21 protein-coding genes are annotated in these 16,593 nt (G+C 67.0%); 15 read left to right on the forward strand and 6 right to left on the reverse strand.

Annotation, left to right across the window (positions count from 1 at the left end):
* Positions 1-8 precede the first annotated feature (8 nt).
* The 3 genes from MFF62_RS11855 (at position 9) to MFF62_RS11865 (ending at position 1,587) form a co-directional block, all read left to right on the forward strand.
* Positions 9-341: a hypothetical protein gene (locus MFF62_RS11855; protein WP_238263313.1), complete on the forward strand. Its 333-nt coding sequence runs from the start codon at positions 9-11 to the stop codon at positions 339-341.
* A gap of 100 nt (positions 342-441) precedes the next feature.
* Positions 442-1,026, forward strand: a complete 585-nt coding sequence (locus tag MFF62_RS11860) for a hypothetical protein (RefSeq protein WP_238263314.1) — start codon at positions 442-444, stop codon at positions 1,024-1,026.
* A 93-nt stretch (positions 1,027-1,119) separates the two neighbouring features.
* The gene (locus MFF62_RS11865; protein WP_238263315.1) at positions 1,120-1,587 is read left to right on the forward strand and encodes a PRC-barrel domain-containing protein; all 468 of its coding nucleotides are present in this window, start codon (positions 1,120-1,122) and stop codon (positions 1,585-1,587) included.
* An 83-nt stretch (positions 1,588-1,670) separates the two neighbouring features.
* On the opposite strand, the gene MFF62_RS11870 is transcribed toward MFF62_RS11865, so the two are convergent.
* Complete coding sequence (locus MFF62_RS11870) at positions 1,671-2,024, reverse strand: BON domain-containing protein (protein WP_238263316.1); 354 nt, start codon at positions 2,022-2,024, stop codon at positions 1,671-1,673.
* A gap of 225 nt (positions 2,025-2,249) precedes the next feature.
* Here MFF62_RS11870 and MFF62_RS11875 point away from each other — a divergent pair, with 225 nt between their 5' ends.
* The 5 genes from MFF62_RS11875 to MFF62_RS11895 all read left to right on the forward strand — a co-directional run bounded on the left by MFF62_RS11875 (position 2,250) and on the right by MFF62_RS11895 (position 6,804).
* A complete protein-coding gene (locus MFF62_RS11875; protein WP_238263317.1) occupies positions 2,250-2,747 on the forward strand; it encodes a low affinity iron permease family protein in 498 nt (165 codons plus the stop codon).
* A gap of 130 nt (positions 2,748-2,877) precedes the next feature.
* Positions 2,878-4,035, forward strand: coding sequence for a DUF3182 family protein (locus tag MFF62_RS11880; RefSeq protein ID WP_238263318.1), 1,158 nt, complete (start codon positions 2,878-2,880; stop codon positions 4,033-4,035).
* Positions 4,022-4,948 (forward strand): alpha/beta hydrolase family protein, encoded by a 927-nt coding sequence (locus tag MFF62_RS11885; protein WP_238263319.1) that lies wholly within the window; start codon positions 4,022-4,024, stop codon positions 4,946-4,948. The genes MFF62_RS11880 and MFF62_RS11885 overlap by 14 nt, the downstream gene beginning before the upstream one ends.
* A gap of 137 nt (positions 4,949-5,085) precedes the next feature.
* Complete coding sequence (locus MFF62_RS11890) at positions 5,086-6,177, forward strand: DNA topoisomerase IB (protein ID WP_238263320.1); 1,092 nt, start codon at positions 5,086-5,088, stop codon at positions 6,175-6,177.
* An 84-nt stretch (positions 6,178-6,261) separates the two neighbouring features.
* Positions 6,262-6,804 carry a hypothetical protein gene (locus tag MFF62_RS11895; RefSeq protein ID WP_238263321.1) on the forward strand — a complete coding sequence of 181 codons (543 nt, stop codon included), beginning with the start codon at positions 6,262-6,264 and terminating at the stop codon, positions 6,802-6,804.
* On the opposite strand, the gene MFF62_RS11900 is transcribed toward MFF62_RS11895, so the two are convergent.
* Positions 6,805-7,488 (reverse strand): ParB-like protein, encoded by a 684-nt coding sequence (locus MFF62_RS11900; protein WP_238263322.1) that lies wholly within the window; start codon positions 7,486-7,488, stop codon positions 6,805-6,807.
* A gap of 233 nt (positions 7,489-7,721) precedes the next feature.
* On the opposite strand from MFF62_RS11900, the gene MFF62_RS11905 reads away from it, so the two are divergent.
* The 3 genes from MFF62_RS11905 to MFF62_RS11915 are packed head-to-tail and all read left to right on the forward strand — an operon-like array spanning position 7,722 to position 9,717.
* Positions 7,722-8,579 carry an SDR family oxidoreductase gene (locus MFF62_RS11905; RefSeq protein WP_238263323.1) on the forward strand — a complete coding sequence of 286 codons (858 nt, stop codon included), beginning with the start codon at positions 7,722-7,724 and terminating at the stop codon, positions 8,577-8,579.
* Positions 8,580-8,596: 17 nt separating this feature from the next.
* The gene (locus MFF62_RS11910; RefSeq protein ID WP_238263324.1) at positions 8,597-9,070 is read left to right on the forward strand and encodes a hypothetical protein; all 474 of its coding nucleotides are present in this window, start codon (positions 8,597-8,599) and stop codon (positions 9,068-9,070) included.
* 20 nt (positions 9,071-9,090) lie between these two features.
* Positions 9,091-9,717 carry a ParB/Srx family N-terminal domain-containing protein gene (locus MFF62_RS11915; protein WP_238263325.1) on the forward strand — a complete coding sequence of 209 codons (627 nt, stop codon included), beginning with the start codon at positions 9,091-9,093 and terminating at the stop codon, positions 9,715-9,717.
* An 80-nt stretch (positions 9,718-9,797) separates the two neighbouring features.
* Here MFF62_RS11915 and MFF62_RS11920 read toward each other — a convergent pair whose 3' ends face one another.
* From MFF62_RS11920 to MFF62_RS11935, 4 genes are all read right to left on the reverse strand, one after another.
* Positions 9,798-9,986 (reverse strand): DUF3008 family protein, encoded by a 189-nt coding sequence (locus MFF62_RS11920; RefSeq protein WP_238263326.1) that lies wholly within the window; start codon positions 9,984-9,986, stop codon positions 9,798-9,800.
* 32 nt (positions 9,987-10,018) lie between these two features.
* Positions 10,019-10,177 (reverse strand): DUF3309 family protein, encoded by a 159-nt coding sequence (locus MFF62_RS11925; protein ID WP_238263327.1) that lies wholly within the window; start codon positions 10,175-10,177, stop codon positions 10,019-10,021.
* 166 nt (positions 10,178-10,343) lie between these two features.
* Positions 10,344-11,504, reverse strand: coding sequence for an iron-containing alcohol dehydrogenase (locus MFF62_RS11930; protein WP_238263328.1), 1,161 nt, complete (start codon positions 11,502-11,504; stop codon positions 10,344-10,346).
* Positions 11,505-11,560: 56 nt separating this feature from the next.
* Positions 11,561-13,009: an NAD-dependent succinate-semialdehyde dehydrogenase gene (locus tag MFF62_RS11935; protein ID WP_238263329.1), complete on the reverse strand. Its 1,449-nt coding sequence runs from the start codon at positions 13,007-13,009 to the stop codon at positions 11,561-11,563.
* 178 nt (positions 13,010-13,187) lie between these two features.
* Between MFF62_RS11935 and MFF62_RS11940 the strand changes: the two genes are divergently transcribed.
* From MFF62_RS11940 to ubiT, 4 genes are all read left to right on the forward strand, one after another.
* The gene (locus tag MFF62_RS11940) at positions 13,188-14,048 is read left to right on the forward strand and encodes an IclR family transcriptional regulator (RefSeq protein ID WP_238263330.1); all 861 of its coding nucleotides are present in this window, start codon (positions 13,188-13,190) and stop codon (positions 14,046-14,048) included.
* An 86-nt stretch (positions 14,049-14,134) separates the two neighbouring features.
* Positions 14,135-15,163: a ubiquinone anaerobic biosynthesis protein UbiU gene (gene ubiU, locus MFF62_RS11945; RefSeq protein WP_238263331.1), complete on the forward strand. Its 1,029-nt coding sequence runs from the start codon at positions 14,135-14,137 to the stop codon at positions 15,161-15,163.
* Between the two features lie 41 nt (positions 15,164-15,204).
* Positions 15,205-16,128, forward strand: coding sequence for a U32 family peptidase (locus MFF62_RS11950; protein WP_238263332.1), 924 nt, complete (start codon positions 15,205-15,207; stop codon positions 16,126-16,128).
* Entirely contained in the window at positions 16,125-16,577 is a 453-nt protein-coding gene (gene ubiT, locus MFF62_RS11955; RefSeq protein WP_238263333.1) for a ubiquinone anaerobic biosynthesis accessory factor UbiT, read from the forward strand. The genes MFF62_RS11950 and ubiT overlap by 4 nt, the downstream gene beginning before the upstream one ends.
* Positions 16,578-16,593 lie beyond the last annotated feature (16 nt).

Genomic DNA, 16,593 nt, shown 5'->3' on the forward strand with positions numbered 1-16,593 from the left:
GAGATGCCATGGCACATGCCCACGCTTCGAAGGGAACCCAGAAGCCTTCGGCCAAGCCGTCAACCAAGCCGTCGACCCAAGCCTCGGACAAGACCAGCAAGGCCAAGTCGGACAAGGCCAGCAAGACCTACCAGGCCGCGGTGGACGAATCGCTGGACATGACGTTCCCGGCCAGTGATCCGATTACTCCGGGCGCGGCGGAGCACGCCGAGCGCCAGACCGCCACCGGCCGCGACGATGTGGACTGGAAGCTCAAGAAGGGCAGCGAACACCAGCCGGCCGGCGAAAAGCCCGCCGCGCATCGCACTGGCGCCAGCGACCGCGACCAGAAAAAGCGCTGACCAGAAGGCCATGAGAAAGCCGCCCATGTGGCGTTCATGTCGCGTCATATGGGGGCTCGCCCACCTTTGCACTGCAACATGCCTTGAACGGAGCCTCAGGATGTCTACGATCATCGCAGGACGATTCGATACGTTTGCCCGGGCCGAGACCACCGCATCGCGTTTGATGGCCCAGGGCGTCAGGCAGGACGATCTGACCATGTTCTATGTGAATCCACCGGGACAGCACGGCACCTATCCGATTGGCGGCGACGAGGCCGTGGATCCGGCTGCGCGCCGTGCCGGCCCGGGCGCCGGGCGCGGCATCCTGATCGGTGCCGTGGTCGGCTTTGGCATCGGTGCCTGCCTGGCAGCCGCCACGCGCGCCTGGTTTGCGCCGGAGGCGGTGCAGCCATGGGTGCTGGTGCTGGCGATGGCGATTGCCACGGGCGTTGGCGCCTATGTCGGATCGCTGATGGGTGCGCTGGCCAAGACCGATCGCAGCGCCGGGCCGGTTCGACATGCCGGGGTCTTGCTGGCTGCACATGTCAGCGAGGACAACACGTCGCTCGTGGCCGGCGAGTTGCGGCGAGGTGGCGCGCAAGACGTGGAACGGGCCGAAGGTCAGTGGCACGATGGGCACTGGGAAGATTTCGATCCGCTGGCGGCACCGGTGCCGGCGGGTCGCGTCAACGGACCGGTTTGACCGATGATGTATTCGATGGATGCGGCAAGTCCTTCTTGATTGAATTGATGCTTGCCGCCCGCTGTTCGATTTTTCACGCTGGAGGATTGACACATGAAGCCCCTGGACCCGCAAGTACCGCCGGCCGGCACCCCGCCGCGCGGCGCATCGATCATTGGTGATGTCGACCAGACCACGGCTGCGGGATGCGGGCCGTTCGTGATGGCGTCCGATACGCTCGAAGGCAACAAGGTGGTGGACCCGTCCGGCGAGGAGATCGGCACCATCGACCACATCATGCTCGACGTGCTGGGCGGCCGGATTGCCTACGTGGTGATGGCGATGGGCGGCTTTCTTGGCATTGGCGAGAAGCTGCATGCGCTGCCGTGGTCAGCGCTGACGCTGGACACGCGCCGCAAATGCTTCGTGCTGGGCGTGGAAAAGGAACGCATCAAGGCCGCGCCGGGCTTTGACAAGGAGCATTGGCCGACCATGGCCAATTCGGAATGGGCCACCAGCATCCACGAGTACTACGGCATCTCGCCGTACTGGGAAAAGGACCGCTACGACCCGTGGTCGTAATCGGCGAGGGGTCTGACCCTCTGGCCTGAAGCATGCGCATCCCCGCTTCCGCACTGGAAGCGGGGGTGTTTCGTCTTACGCACTCACACCTTGTGGTTCACCTGGCCCGGCGGCTTGCTGGCGGGGTCGGCGTGCATGCCGCTGGATTGCGGCTGGCCCGGAGGTTCGACCGGGGGCGGCACGCGCGTGGTGAGCTGGTTGGAGACGCCCAGGATGCCGGGAGGCGTGGAGGCGGCCTTTTCGATACGCTGTGCGATGTCGATGTCGTCGACCAGGCCCGTGATCGTCACGCGCCGGTCCACCACGTGCACGGCGACGCCGTCGGGCATGTCGCCGCCGCAGAATTCCGCGATACAGGTACCCACGCGCTCGCGCATCATTTCGTCCTCGTCGTCGGGGCTGGTGCGGCGGGGGGCCTGGCTTTCCGTTTCCGTCATGGCGGTCCTTGTGCGTTGAGTGAATGACGCGCGGCATGCTGCCCGCGCCCGGAATCCGGTGAGACGCAATCGCCATGCCCACCGGCGCCGCCCGGTTCCGGATCGTTGCTTGTAAAAACGACATGTCACGGTGCCGGATGACATCCTTGTAGGACGCCACCGACTGAAACTGCAAGAGGGCGCTCCCTACAATGTAGACAGTCCTGCTTATTCCGGGAGCGATTCATGTCTCAGCCCGCGCATCGCCGCCTCTTGCACCTGTTCGACCACTTCGCGGGTGCCGCGACCCGCCAGGCCGGGTCGCCGCTTGCATTCGCGCTGGCCGTCTTCGTGGTGGCCGCGTGGGCCATCAGCGGTCCGCTGTTCGGGTACTCCGAGACGTGGCAGCTCGTGATCAACACCGGCACGACGATCGTTACATTCCTGATGGTGTTCCTGATCCAGCAGAGCCAGAACAAGGACTCGATTGCCGTGCACCTGAAGCTTAACGAGTTGCTGGCGTCGCACCGCGAGGCCAGCAACCACCTGGTGGCCATCGAGGACCTGGACGAGGAAGAATTGCGCGCGCTGGTGGCGTTCTATCGTCAGCTGGCCAAACTGGCCGACGAGGAGGGCGACGTGAAATGCAGCCACTCGATCGATGAGGCGCGCCAGAATCACGAGAGCAAGGCGGCCACGCGGCGCAAACGGCAGACACGTGGCGAACCGGTGACCGTGGCGTGAGCGCCCGCATCATCTGTCGGCTGAGGTAGAGATACACGCAACACAACGCGGCACCGCCGCAGAGGAGCCTTCCTTGGCCAGTCCAGCGACTCCCGATGCAGCAAGCAAGGCAGTAACCCGATCTGTCGCGGTGGATCCCGCCCCGACGCCCGCCCCGGAGCAGCGGAAAGTACGCGTGGTGGCGTATGGCCGCGCCGACTGCGATGACCCGGCCAGCCACCAGGGCGCCTCGCTGCGCGGCATTGCGGAGCGCGTGGCCGCGTTGGCCGGCTTCGCGTTTGCCGGCACCTACGACGCCGCGCGGCAGCAGCCGGCCGACGCCACGGATGACCGCTTCTACTTTGTACCGGCCCAGACGCTGGTCGGGCTGGACATGGCCCGGCAGCTTGGCATACAGGGTTTGCAGGACCTGCTTGGCGGCGTGGTGCCGCATGCGTTCATCGGCACCAAGGCGATTTCGCACGGTCTGGTGGCGCCCGACGCCACGGCACCGGAAGGATGGCACGAGGATTTTGCGGCGCGCGTGCGCGACCATGTGCTGCCGGGCTATACGGCATTCTCGATGGACGACGCCCGCCGCGCGGGCGTGGAGATGCTGCGCGCGGGCAAGGTCCGCGTGAAGGAGCCCTGCGGCATCGGCGGCCTGGGGCAGCATGTGGTGTCGAACGAGGCCGAACTGGACCGCGTGCTGGGCGAGCTTGACGCGACGCGCGTGCGCGAGGAGGGCGTGGTGCTGGAGCGCAATCTTGACGACGTGCGCACGTTCAGCGTCGGGCAGATCGAGATCGGCGATCTGCGCGCGAGCTATTGCGGCACGCAGGACCTGACGCCGGACAATATGGGCCAGCAGGTATATGGCGGTTCAACGCTGCGCGTGGTGCGCGGGACGCTGGACGATCTGCTGGCGCATCCGATCGAGACGCACCTGCGCGACGCGGTACGCGCGGCAGTGGCGTACCACGCGGCAGCAGAAGCGTGCTTTCCGGGCGTGATGGTGTCGCGCTGCAACTACGACGTGGCGTTCGGCACTGACAACGGCCAGCCGCGCCTGGGGGTGCTGGAGCAATCGTGGCGCGTGGGCGGCGCGACTGGTGCCGAACTCGCGGCGCTGGCCGCGTTTCGCAACGATCCGCAATGCGTGCGCGCCACGGCCAGCACGCGCGAGATATATGGCAAGGGCGCAACCGTACCGGAAGATGCGGACGTCTATTTCCAGGGAGAAGACCGCAGTGTAGGCGCACTGACCAAATACGCGAGACTGGAGTCCGTATCCGATGGCCACACATGAAGAATCGATTCAGATCCATACCGAAGGGGGCATGATCGCGGGCACCGTGATCTCGCCCGCCACCAAGCTGCCCGGCGTGCTGTTCGTGCACGGCTGGGGCGGCAGCCAGCAGCAGTACCTGGCCCGCGCCCGCGAGGTGGCGGGCCTGGGCGCGGTCTGCATGACGTTCGACCTGACCGGTCACGCCGGCACGTCGGCGCAGTACGAGACCGTCAGCCGCATGCGCAACCTGGCCGACGTGCTGGCGGCGTACGACATGCTGGTGCGGCATCCCGAGGTGGACCGCAATGCCATCGCGGTGGTGGGCAGCAGCTACGGCGGCTACCTGGCCGCCGTGCTGTGCGAACTGCGGCCGGTACGCTGGCTCGCGTTCCGCGCGCCCGCGCTGTACATGGACGAAGGCTGGGAATCGCCCAAGCGCCAGTTGCATCGCGACCAGGACCTGGTGGCCTACCGGCGCAAGGTGGTGGCCGCCGATACCAACCGCGCACTCCGTGCCTGCACGAATTTCAAGGGCGACGTGCTGGTGGTGGAGTCGCAGCACGACAACATCGTGCCGCACACGGCGGTGCTGAGCTACGTCGACGCGTGCATCCAGGCCAGTTCGATCACCTATCGCGTGCTCAAGGGCGCCGATCACGGGCTGACCAACGAGGACAGCCAGCGCGCCTACACCAAACTGCTGCTCGGATGGTTGCGCGAGATGGTGACCGAGGCCCGCACGGGTCCGGCGGTGCCGGCTCGGCCCTCCAAGCCGTCTTCCGCGCCCAAGGCGCCGCATCACGATGACGGGCTGGAACCGGAACTGCAGGGCGAAGACCACGCGCGCGTGGCGGTGCTGGCCGGCGATGACGACGAGAACGATCCGCAGGTTATCGCCGCGCAGCCACGCGCCGCCCGCGCGGGCGGGTAGGGCACTCAAGGGGGGCGTAGTTACGGAGGCGATGCCCCGCATTGCATGGTTTGCAACCGTTGCTCCGGAAAGCTGTCGGGGCAGGTAAGAAATGCAAAAGCGGTCGGATTTTGCTGGCGGTCGGGATGGCATGGCTCATGCGTACCCGCATGCACATGACACCGACGCTCACCGCCGAACCCGACACCCCAGCCCTTGACGCCGCGTTGCGCAAGGCCGGGCTGCATCACGTGGACGACAGCGAGCCGGCCATCACCAGGCGACGTGCCGGAAAGGGCTTTACCTATGTCGGTCCCGACGGCCGCCGTGTGGATGACGCCACGCTGGCACGCATCAACGCGCTGGCCATTCCACCCGCCTACGAATCGGTCTGGATCTGCGACGACCCGAACGGGCACCTGCAGGCCACCGGACGCGATGCGCGCGGGCGCAAGCAATACCTCTATCACCCCGAATGGGCCGCCCTGCGCGACGCCGACAAGTACGCGCGGCTGATGGCGTTCGGCACCGCGTTGCCGCGCTTGCGCGGCCGCGTCAAGCGCGATCTCGCACGCAACGGCATGCCGCGCGAGAAGGTGCTGGCGGCCGTGGTGCTGCTGCTCGATGCCACGCTGGTACGCGTGGGCACGCCGCGCTATGCCGAAGAGAACCGCACGTATGGACTGACCACGCTGAAGCGCAAGCATGTGGCCGTGCGCGGCAGCCGGCTGCGCTTCCAGTTCACGGGCAAGAGCGGCGTCACGCACGACGTATCGGTCAACGATGCGCGGCTGGCGCGCGTGGTGCGCAACTGCGCCGAGCTGTCTGGCCAGCGTTTGTTCAAGTACAAGGACAGCGATGGCGAGATCCGGGAGATCGGCTCTTCGGACGTCAACGCCTACCTGCAGGAAATCACCGGCGGCGAGTTCACGGCCAAGGACTTCCGCACCTGGGCCGGCAGCGTGCATGCGCTGGCGCTGCTGCGCAAGACGTCCGCGGACTCCGAGACCGCGCGCAAGAAGGCGGTGGTCGAAGTCATCCGCAGCGTGGCGCAGCGGCTGCGCAATACGGTGGCCGTCTGCCGCAAGTGCTATGTGCATCCCGAAGTGCTGGCCGCGTTCATGGCCGACGCATTGCACGCTTTACCGGCACCGCGTGCAGGGGTGCGCCTGCGTACCGACGAAGCGCGCCTGCTGGCCCTGCTGGAAAGTACCGCGATGGCCGCCCAGTCGCCACGTCGGGCCGCTTGACGACGACTGCCATCACCGGCACGGCATTTGCATCGTATCCGGGTACGAACAACAAGCAGAACATGCAGATAATCGAGGCCCACGGTGGAACATGCAGTCATCGGTTGCCTTCAGGCTGACAGCAGCAGCCCGGCAACCTGCCTTCTGGAAACGCAACCTGCGTTTCCCGCTGCTGAAACGCTCTCCCACTCCGTTGCCGCGGCGACCACGATCGCCCGGCTCGTCTCGCCCGCCAGACTGGCCGCGAAGGCGCTGCACGGCAAAGGCGCCAAGGCGCGCGCGCCGCGCGGGCACGACCTGCGGCAGGCCCGGGTGTTGATGCAGGCGCTGTGCGAGATGCGGCTGGAATTGTGCAAGTCGGACGAGCCGCTGTCGGCCGCCGCTTTGGAAACGCGGCATACGGCCACCATGGCGCTGTGGCAGAACCGCACCCGTTCGCTGTACACGCAGCCGGATGTGGAGCGCGGCATCGAGGCACGTCTCGATGCGGGATTCCGGCACGCACGCGGCGGCAACCAGCGCGAGGCCGCCGTGGAATTCAAGCGTGCCTACCTGCTGCTGTGCTGCGTGCTGACGCTGGCGCGCGACAAGGCACGCGCGGACGCGCGCCGGGGCGCTGGGGCCTAGCTATTTCTTCTTGCTTTTGGTCTTGCTTTGGCTCTTGCGCTTGCGCGCGGGCTTGCAGGGCCCAAGGTAGCCTGGCAGGTCCCGCGCCTTGGCACTCCTGGCGAGCTTGCAGCCGCGCGCCAGTGCCGCCGCAAACGTGTGGTGGGTGTCCAGCGGACCGTCGATGTGCTTGCGGAAAAAATCCGCCCAGCGAAAGTCCGAATAAGCGGTGTCCACCTTCTCGTACCCACCGGACAGTTGCACGAACGCCTCGAGGCTGCGGTAAGGATCGTCGCGCATGTCGTGCACGTTGGTCGGCAGCTCGCGCACGGGCCGGCGCTGGCCGTGCTCGTCGTACGGATGGACCATGTTCTCTTCGTCCATCTTCTTCCAGAAATCCCGCTTCGACAGATGGCTCAGATCCTCGCGTACCAGCGCGGGCACCATCTCGATCCCCATCTCCTGCCACGCGCGCACCCAGTGGTGGTGGTCGGCGATATAGAGCGCATGCGCGGGGCCGATGACCACGTGCACGCGGTGCTGGTCGAGAAAGCCCGGCAGGTCGGCGTGGTCCAGCCGGCGTGTCACATGCATCTTCTGCGCGACGTGGAACGCGCCCACCGTCATCTGCGTGGGCAACAACTCGTCGATACGAACCATCAGTCCCGCATCCTTGCCGATTCGTCTGGGCGCGCGCTTGCTCATGGGTCAGGCTCTCCGCAACTGGAACTGGCACCCTAGCAGCAAGGTTTGTGCCTTATGGCGACATCTGCAGCAAGGCGCACCGGTGTGGCGGCAGGAATCCTTGCCAGCGGTTTGTAAGCGTTACGCATGACCGATGCCGCGATACCCGCTGGCGTGGCGCGGTAGCGTCCGCGACGCGCGGCACGGAATTTGCGCGGCCCGTCTTATTGACGAATCGCATCGGGAATCCGCTCATGTCCACGCCCAGCAAGCTTCCCCAACAGCACCAGGACCGCCAGCCGGGCCTGGAGAACGACATGGTGCCGCGCCCCGACAGCGGCGCCGACGACTACGTCGGCAGCGGCCGGCTGCGCGGCAAGGTGGCGCTGGTGACGGGCGGCGACAGCGGCATTGGCCGTGCGATTGCCGTGGCGTTCGCACGGGAAGGCGCCGACGTCGCATTTGCCTACCTGGACGAGCACGAAGACGCCCGGGAAACCGAGCGGCTGGTCGTCGCGGCCGGGCAGCGGGCGCTGGCGATGCCAGGCGACATCGCCGACGTGGCGCATGCGACGCGCATCGTCGACGACACCGTGAAGCAGCTGGGGCGCCTGGACGTGGTGGTCAACAATGCGGCGGAGCAGCATCCGCAGGCATCGCTCGAGGACGTCAGCGCCGAGCAACTGGAGCGCACGTTCCGGACCAACGTGTTCGCGATGTTCCACGTCACGCGCGCGGCGCTGCCGCACCTGGGGCAGGGCGCTTCCATCCTGAATACGACGTCGGTGACCGCGTACCGTGGCAGCGCCCATTTGCTGGACTACTCTGCCACCAAGGGCGCCATCGTCGCGTTCACGCGCTCGCTGGCGCTGCAGGTGGTGAAGCGTGGCATCCGCGTGAACGGGGTAGCGCCGGGGCCGATCTGGACGCCGCTGATCCCGTCGACCTTCACCGCCGAGGAAGTGGCGGAGTTTGGCAAGAAGACGCCAATGGAGCGTCCCGGCCAGCCGTTCGAGGTGGCATCCGGCTATGTGTTCCTGGCCTCGGATGCCGCGAGCTATATCACCGGACAGGTCCTCCATATCAATGGGGGCGAGGTGGTCAACGCCTGAATACAGGGAGAACGATCATGTCTTCGATTGTTGCGGGGCGCTTCGCGTCCATTCCAGAGGCCGAGCAAGCGGCCCAGAAACTCTATGACCGCGGATTCTCCGTGTGGGATGTGTCGATCATGTCAGTGGACCCCGGCGGCGCGCGCCCGCCGGGCGTGCTGCTGGCCGCGCGTGCCAAGGGCGAGCGCCGCGACGAGGTGCTCGACGTACTGCGCGACGGCGGCGCCAGCGATTGCGAGGAAGCCAAGGGCAAGTGGGAAGGGGGCCAGTGGGCTGACTTCGATCCCCGGCATGTGCCTGCGCTGGTCGATGCGGAAGGCGGGGAGTGCTGGCCGATTCCCGGCAGCGGCAAGGAAGGCGATGCCGGGTCGCGCCCCGCCCATGCGGCTCCCGTCGCGCAGGAAGCCGTGGCGGAGGACACCACCGGCAACGAAGACCCCGGCAGCGAACTGGAGCATTACGTCGACCGCCAGGTCACCAACAACAGCTGAGCACGCCGAGCGGAGCGAGGATGGCCACAAAAGCCACACATACCAAAGCGGAACTCGATACGCTGCGTCCGACGCAAATCACGCTGGGCCTGTACCAGGTGCACGAGAAGATGGATGTATCGGGCCGGGAGCGCAGCCCGGCGGCGCTCCAGCGCTTTTTGAACGAGCATCGCATCCAGACCATTGCCGGGCCCGGTGGCGCGCTGTATATCGCCGATCATCATCACTGGGCGCGTGCGTGGCTGGAACTGGGCTGGCACGAGGCGCCGGTGGCTATCGTCGACGATCTCAGTGACTTGCCACCCGGCAAGTTCTGGAAGCGCATGCGTGCGCTGGGACACCTGCATCCGTACGACGAGCATGGCAAGCACCTGACGGCCAAGGACCTGCCGTCGACGGTGATGGGCATGCGCGACGATCCGTATCGCAGCCTGGCGGCATTCACGCGCAATGCGGGCGCCTACCGCAAGCCGGGCAATGCCTACGGCGACTTCCAGTGGGCGGCGTTCTTTCGCCGGCACGTGGCGGAAGACATGCAGAGCATCGCCGGCTTTGCGCGCGCGATGACCGTGGCTATCCCGCTCGCGCGCAGTGGCAAGGCCAGAAAGCTGCCTGGATTCGTGGGGCGCTGCGACGCGGAGGCCTGAGCGCCTTGCTGAAAACACCGATCCCCTCTTGCGCACGTGGCGCAAGAGGGGATCGGGATGAGGGCAGTGCCGGCGGCGGTCTAACTCTTCGACTTGTGCGCGGGCTTTCCCTTCTGCCTGGTGCTGGCCATCTTCTTGAGTTCGGCTTCGCTCATCGACTTGGCCATCGACTTCGAGGCGCCCTTGAGCGAACTGGATTTGCGCTCGCCACGCTTTGCTGACAACGCGGCGCCCGCCGCCATCTGCTGTGCCTTGGACTTCGCTGGCATGTCGATCTCCTGCAATGGGGTGAATCAGGGCCCTAGATGCGGCCCAATACAACCAGCAGCACAACGATGACGACGATCAGCCCCAAGCCGCCGCTCGGTCCGTAGCCCCACCCTGAGCTGTACGGCCACGTTGGCAGTGCGCCAACCAGCAGCAGGACGAGAATGATCAGAAGAATGGTACCGATTGCCATGGTGCGCTCCTTTGTTGTGGTGTTGCGACGCGGCGGATATGCATTCCGCCGCGCGGCTGTCCCGGTACTTTCAGGGTAGGACAGCACCACTCCGCACTGAGGCAGTCAGGGGCTGAAATCGGTGTAGGAATAAGTCGACTTCAGAGACGATTTTTCTACTACAGCGTTACTGCAGCGCCGCGCGGTAGATCGCAAACGCGTCGCTGCGCGTCACTTCGCGCGGATTGTTGACGAGCAGGCGCGTCTGCAGCATCGCGTCGTCGGCCATGCGGTCGAGGTCTGCTTCGGTCACGCCCACTTCGCGCAATGTGCGCGGAATGCCGGTGGCCACGATCAGGCCCTCGATATGCGCGATCAGCGCGGCGGTCTTGGTCTCGTCGCTGCCGGTCGTGCCGGGCAGCACCACGTCGCACAGCTCGGCGTAGAGCTTGCACGCCGACGGCGCGTTGAACTTCATCACATGCGGCAGCACCAGCGCGTTCGACAGGCCATGCGCCACGTGGAAGATGCCGCCGATCGGATACGCCAGCGCGTGCACGGCCGCCACCGGCGAGTTGGCGAACGCCTGGCCCGCGAACATCGCGCCCAGCAGCATGGCCTCGCGCGCCGGGCGGTCGTTGCCGTTGTCGCACGCGCGCATCAGGTTCTGCGACAGCAGTTGCAGCGCGCGCACGGCCAGCATGTCCGAGATCGGATTCTTCAGGTGGGCGCTCGTGTACGCCTCGATGGCATGCACCATCGCGTCGATGCCGGTGGCGGCCGTGGCGGCGCGCGGCAGGCCCAGCGTGAGATCGGCATCGAGGATGGCCAGGTCGGCCAGCAGCTGCGGCGCCACCACGCCCATCTTGGTGGTCTCGCCGGTGGTGACGATCGACACCGCCGTGACCTCGGAGCCCGTGCCGGCAGTGGTCGGCATCTGCACCAGCGGCAGGCGCGTGCCAGTGACCTTCTTCACGCCATACATGTCCTTGATGGACTGCGTGGCTGGCAGCAGCACGGCGATCAGCTTGGCCACGTCCATCGACGACCCGCCACCCAGGCCCAGCACCACTTCGGCATCGGCCTGGCGCGCGCGCTCGGTGGCCTCCAGCACGATGTGCTCGGGCGGGTCGGCCACCACGTCGTCGATGACGGTGACCTGCCAGCCATGCTTGCCAAGGTCATCCAGCGCCGGGGCCAGCAGCCCGCTCTTGGCCAGGAAACCATCGGTCACCACGCACAGCCGGCGGGCCTGCGGATAGGCCTCGCGCAGCAGGGCGCCCAGCCGGCGCGCGGCGCCGGATTCGACGATGACCGTGGGCACGGTCTGGAAGCGGAATGGGGTCATGATGTCTCCGGATTCGATGTCCTGTCGGTCAATCTGTCTGCGGCGCGCGCCGTGCCTTACATCTGCAGGCAAAGATACTTGATCTCGAGGTATTCCTCGATGCCATGGCGCGAGCCTTCACGGCCGACACCCGATTGCTTGATGCCGCCAAACGGCGCCACCTCGTTCGAGATCAGCCCCGTGTTCAGGCCCACCATGCCGTATTCCAGGGCCTCGCCCGTGCGCCAGGCACGTGCGATGTCGCGCGTGTAGAGGTAGGCGGCCAGGCCGAATTCGGTGTCGTTGGCGGCGGCCACGGCTTCCTCATCGGTCTTGAAGCGGAACAGCGGCGCTACCGGGCCGAAGATTTCCTCGCGCGCCACGCGCATCTCGGCCGTTGCACCGGCCAGCACGGTGGGCGTGTAGAACGTGCCGCCCAGCTTGTGCTTGCCGCCGCCGGTCAGCACGCGCGCGCCCTTGGACGTGGCGTCGTCCATCAGCGAGGTCACCTTGTCGATGGCGGCATCCTCGATCAGCGGGCCGATCACCACGCCGTCTTCCAGGCCATTGCCCACGCGCAACTGGCTGGTGCGCTCGGCAAACTTGGCTGCGAAGGCGTCGTAGATACCGTCCTGAATGTAGAAGCGGTTGGCGCAGACGCAGGTCTGGCCGCCGTTGCGGTACTTGGCGGCGATAGCGCCTTCCACGGCGGCATCCACGTCGGCGTCGTCGAATACAATGAACGGCGCATTGCCGCCCAGCTCCAGCGACAGGCGCTTGACGGTAGGCGCCGACTGGGCCATCAGGATGCGGCCCACTTCGGTCGATCCGGTGAACGACAGCTTGCGCACGATGGGGCTGGACGTCAGCACGGCGCCAATCGTCCTGGCATCGCCGGTTACTACCTGCAGTACGCCAGCCGGCACGCCCGCGCGATGGGCCAGTTCAGCCAGCGCGAAAGCGGACAGCGGCGTCAGTTCAGCGGGCTTGATGACGATGGCGCAACCGGCGGCCAGCGCCGGGGCCGCCTTGCGCGTGATCATCGCGGCCGGGAAATTCCAGGGGGTGATGGCGGCGCAGACGCCCACGGGCTGGCGCAGCGTGACCAGGCGCTTGTCGGCGGCCGGGCTGGCCAGGACTTCGCCATCCACGCGCTTGGCTTCCTCGGCGAACCATTCGATGAAGCTGGCCGCATAGGCGATCTCGCCCTTGGCCTCGGCCAGCGGCTTGCCTTGCTCGCGCGTCATCAGGTAGGCCAGGTCGTCGGTGTTGGCCACCATCAGGTCGAACCAGCGGCGCAGGATGCCGGCGCGGGCCTTGCCGGTCAGGGCAGCCCAGCTCTTCTGGGCGACTTCGGCGGCGGCGACGGCACGTTCGGTTTCGGCGGCGCCCAGGTCAGCCACTTTCGCAATGATCTCGCCCGTGGCGGGGTCGTTGACGTCGAATGTGGCGCCGGAGTCGGCTCCCACCCATTGGCCGTTCACATAGGCCAGTTGCCGAAACAGCGAAGCATCCTTGAGTTGCATGGCGAATTTCCCCGGTTGTGACGGAACAGGGCAGCACCGCGTGTCAAACGGGTACTTGCCTTCGTTCAATAGATTGAACTATATTCCGTATGTCGAACGATGGACAGATCATACCCCCATGGCGGGAAGACTGCCAGAGGCCGTTCGATGTTCCGCGCTTGCCCCTTGGAATCCGCTTATGCCCAGATCCGCCTATCTCTCCGCCAACACCGAAGGCGCCGCCGAACCCGGCGCAGGGAGCCGGCCCACGTCTCCGGCCGTGGTGCGGGCCGTGCAGGTGCTCGATGCCATCGCGGCCGCCGCCGATCCGTTGACGCTGGCTGACCTGACGCGGCTGACCGGCGCGCCGAAGAGCTCGCTGCACGGCATGTGCGACACGCTGGTCCAGTTGCAACTGATCAAGCGGTTGCCCAGCGGCGCGATGGCAATGGGGCCGCACGTGATGACCTGGGCCAACGCCTTCCTGTCCCAGACGCAGATCACCGAGGAATTTCGCGCGCTGTGGGAAGAGACCGACGCGTTTCACGACGCCACGGTCACGCTGTCGATGCTGGAGGGCACCGAGGTGGTGTACCTGGCCTGCCAGAACGGCGACCGCCCGCTGGGGGTGACGTTCCGCATCGGCATGCGCCTGCCCGCGCCGTACACGGCCACCGGCAAGGCCATGCTCAGCACGCTGCCATCCGCCGACGTGAAGCGGTTGTTCGACGATGGCCTGCCGCCGGCGCTGACCCGCGCGAGCGTGCCCACAGCCGCCGCCCTGGCGGCCGAGCTGGAGCAGGTGCGGGCCGTCGGTTATTCGCTCGACCATGGCCAGATGCGCGAGGGCATGACCTGCTTTGGCGCGCCGGTGTTCGACGCGCAGCGCTCGCGTGCGGTGGGGGGCATCGCCGTCAGCTACCTGACCAGCGAAATCGATGCGGCCACCGGCGAGCGTATCGGCCGGCAGGTGCGCGCGCTGGCCGACCGGCTGTCGGCCCGGCTCGGGGCGCCGGCTGCAATGGCGTCCACCGGGCTGGGCGTGGCGGGAGATCGCTGAGCCCCTGCGTCGTTTGCGCGAAGTCAAAGGCCCACTCTCGTCGAATCGCTAGCATCCGGGGGTTCCCCTTCCCGGATCATCACGCGATGACACAAACCACGGCGCATCCCGTGCGCCGCCCCCAACTGGTAGCGCCGGCCGGATCGCTCGCGGCCCTGCGCATGGCGCTGCAGCACGGCGCCGACGCCGTCTACCTGGGCCTGCGCGATGCCACCAACGCGCGCAATTTCGGTGGCCTGAACTTCAGCGAGGACGATATCCGCACCGGCGTGGCCGAAGCCCACGCGCGCGGCGCCGAGGTGCTTTTCGCCATCAACACGTTTGCCCAGATGGGCCAGGTCGAGCGCTGGCACCATGCCGTCGATGCCGCGGCTGCGCTGGGCGCCGACGCAGTCATCATGGCCGACGCGGGCCTGATCGCCTATGCCGCCAGGCGGCACCCGTCGCTGCGCATCCATCTGTCGGTACAGGGTTCCGCCACGCATGCCGATGCCATCGAGTTGATGCGCAAGCAGTTCGGCATCCGGCGCGTGGTGCTGCCGCGCGTGCTGTCGGTGCCGCAGATCGCCAAGCTTTCAAAGCAAACCGATGTGGAGCTGGAAGTGTTCGGCTTCGGCAGCCTGTGCGTGATGGCCGAAGGCCGCTGCCTGCTGTCGTCGTATGCCACCGGCGATTCGCCGAACAACAAGGGCGTGTGCTCGCCGGCCCATGCCGTGCGCTGGGACGAGCAGGGCGGCACGATGCATGCGCGGCTGTCGGGCATCCTGATCGACAGCTACGCGCCCGGCGAACCGGCCGGCTATCCCACGCTGTGCAAGGGCCGCTTCACGGTGGAAGGCGAGCGCGGCTATGTGCTGGAGGAGCCGACCAGCCTCAACGCGGTGTCGCTGCTGCCGTCGCTGGTGGATTTGGGCATCGCGGCCATCAAGATAGAAGGGCGCCAGCGCAGCCCGCGCTACGTGGCCGATGTGGTGGGCGTGCTGCGCGCGGCCATCGACGACGCCTGCCGCGACCCCAAGCGATTTGTCCCGCGCCAGGACTGGCAGGCCACGCTGGGCCGCCACGCCGAAGGCGACCAGGTGACGCAGGGCGCCTACGACCGCCCCTGGCGCTGATCCGGCACATGCCGCGACTTGTCTCACGATCCCATCCCAATATGGCAACGACCCATCCATCGAATCCCGCGCCGTTCGGCATCGCGCTCGGCCCCCTGCTGTACTACTGGCCGCGCGCCACGCTGCTGCAGTTTTATGCGTCGATCGCCGATACGGCGGTGGAACGTGTGTACCTTGGCGAGGTGGTCTGCACGCGGCGCCACGAGATGCGGCTGGCCGACTGGCTGGAAGTGGCGCAGATGCTGCGCGACGCCGGCAAGCAGGTCGTGCTGTCCACGCCGGTACTGGTGGAATCCGACAGCGATATCGCGCTGATGCGCCGGGTTTGCGCGCAGGAAGACTTCCTGGTGGAAGCCAACGACCTGGGCGCCGTGCATTGCCTGGGCGGGCGCCCCTTCATCGGCGGCCCGCATCTGAATGTCTATCACGCCGATACGCTGGCCTGGCTGGACAGCCTGGGCGCCACCGGCTGCACGGTGCCGGTGGAGATGGATGGCGCCACGATGATTGCGTTGTCGGCGGCGCGTCCCGCCGGGCTGGCGCTGGAAGCGATGGTCTGGGGGCGCATGCCGCTGGCGTTTTCGGCGCGTTGCTTCACGGCGCGGCATCACCGGCTGCGCAAGGACGCATGCGAATTCCGCTGTATCGACTATCCCGACGGCCTGGTCGCCAACACTGGCGAGGGCCAGGCGTTCTTCACGCTGAACGGTATCCAGACGCAGTCCGCCACGTGCCTGGACCTGTGCGAGCAGGCGCCGCGCATGGCCGACGCCGGCATCGAATACCTGCGCGTCAGCCCGCACGCCACGGGCACGCTCGAAGTGATTGCCCATCTCGATGCGATGCGTCACGGCGAGGTGCCGGCGTCGCCGGCACCGCTCATGCCGGCCCAGGCGCTGCCCAGCAATGGCTACTGGAGCGGCAAGCCCGGCATCCAGTGGATGTCGCAGGAGGCCATGGCATGACGACGCTCCAGTCTCTGATGACGCGCGTGCATCGGCACATGCCCGCGCCCCTGCGCGCCGCGCCGCTGGTGGTGGGGCTGGAAGCCATGCGCCGCGCGGGCCGGCTGGAGCCGCCCGCCGCGCTCGATGGCCGCACGTTCTCGCTCACGGTTGACGATATGGGGCTGGAGGTGAGATTCCACTGCGCCAACGGCCGCTTCCTGCCGGGGCCGTTCGATGGCCGCGAGACCGACCTGACACTGCGTGCGGCCGCGCTGAGCTACCTGCAATTGATCGGCGGCGATGCCGATACCGATACGCTGTTCTTCCAGCGCCGGCTGTCGATCCGTGGCGACACGGCGCTCGGCCTCGAGGTCAAGTACTGGCTCGATGCGGCGCCGCGCCCGGCATGGCTGGAGTCGCTCGCGCAGCGGCTGTCACTGCTGTTTCCGCAGCCGCGCGGCGCCTGACCCCTGCCTGTCGATT

The organism is Cupriavidus pauculus, assembly GCF_022179805.1.
Lineage (GTDB): Bacteria > Pseudomonadota > Gammaproteobacteria > Burkholderiales > Burkholderiaceae > Cupriavidus > Cupriavidus pauculus_E.

Coding starts and splice junctions, on each gene's coding strand:
- MFF62_RS11925 (WP_238263327.1), bottom strand. CDS start 10,177: ATGGCAATCGGTACCATTCTTCTGATCATTCTCGTCCTGCTGCTGGTT.
- ubiU (WP_238263331.1), top strand. CDS start 14,135: ATGACACAAACCACGGCGCATCCCGTGCGCCGCCCCCAACTGGTAGCG.
- MFF62_RS11890 (WP_238263320.1), top strand. CDS start 5,086: ATGCGTACCCGCATGCACATGACACCGACGCTCACCGCCGAACCCGAC.
- MFF62_RS11935 (WP_238263329.1), bottom strand. CDS start 13,009: ATGCAACTCAAGGATGCTTCGCTGTTTCGGCAACTGGCCTATGTGAAC.
- ubiT (WP_238263333.1), top strand. CDS start 16,125: ATGACGACGCTCCAGTCTCTGATGACGCGCGTGCATCGGCACATGCCC.
- MFF62_RS11910 (WP_238263324.1), top strand. CDS start 8,597: ATGTCTTCGATTGTTGCGGGGCGCTTCGCGTCCATTCCAGAGGCCGAG.
- MFF62_RS11940 (WP_238263330.1), top strand. CDS start 13,188: ATGCCCAGATCCGCCTATCTCTCCGCCAACACCGAAGGCGCCGCCGAA.
- MFF62_RS11865 (WP_238263315.1), top strand. CDS start 1,120: ATGAAGCCCCTGGACCCGCAAGTACCGCCGGCCGGCACCCCGCCGCGC.
- MFF62_RS11915 (WP_238263325.1), top strand. CDS start 9,091: ATGGCCACAAAAGCCACACATACCAAAGCGGAACTCGATACGCTGCGT.
- MFF62_RS11875 (WP_238263317.1), top strand. CDS start 2,250: ATGTCTCAGCCCGCGCATCGCCGCCTCTTGCACCTGTTCGACCACTTC.
- MFF62_RS11950 (WP_238263332.1), top strand. CDS start 15,205: ATGGCAACGACCCATCCATCGAATCCCGCGCCGTTCGGCATCGCGCTC.
- MFF62_RS11900 (WP_238263322.1), bottom strand. CDS start 7,488: ATGAGCAAGCGCGCGCCCAGACGAATCGGCAAGGATGCGGGACTGATG.
- MFF62_RS11855 (WP_238263313.1), top strand. CDS start 9: ATGGCACATGCCCACGCTTCGAAGGGAACCCAGAAGCCTTCGGCCAAG.
- MFF62_RS11920 (WP_238263326.1), bottom strand. CDS start 9,986: ATGCCAGCGAAGTCCAAGGCACAGCAGATGGCGGCGGGCGCCGCGTTG.
- MFF62_RS11930 (WP_238263328.1), bottom strand. CDS start 11,504: ATGACCCCATTCCGCTTCCAGACCGTGCCCACGGTCATCGTCGAATCC.
- MFF62_RS11885 (WP_238263319.1), top strand. CDS start 4,022: ATGGCCACACATGAAGAATCGATTCAGATCCATACCGAAGGGGGCATG.
- MFF62_RS11905 (WP_238263323.1), top strand. CDS start 7,722: ATGTCCACGCCCAGCAAGCTTCCCCAACAGCACCAGGACCGCCAGCCG.
- MFF62_RS11860 (WP_238263314.1), top strand. CDS start 442: ATGTCTACGATCATCGCAGGACGATTCGATACGTTTGCCCGGGCCGAG.
- MFF62_RS11870 (WP_238263316.1), bottom strand. CDS start 2,024: ATGACGGAAACGGAAAGCCAGGCCCCCCGCCGCACCAGCCCCGACGAC.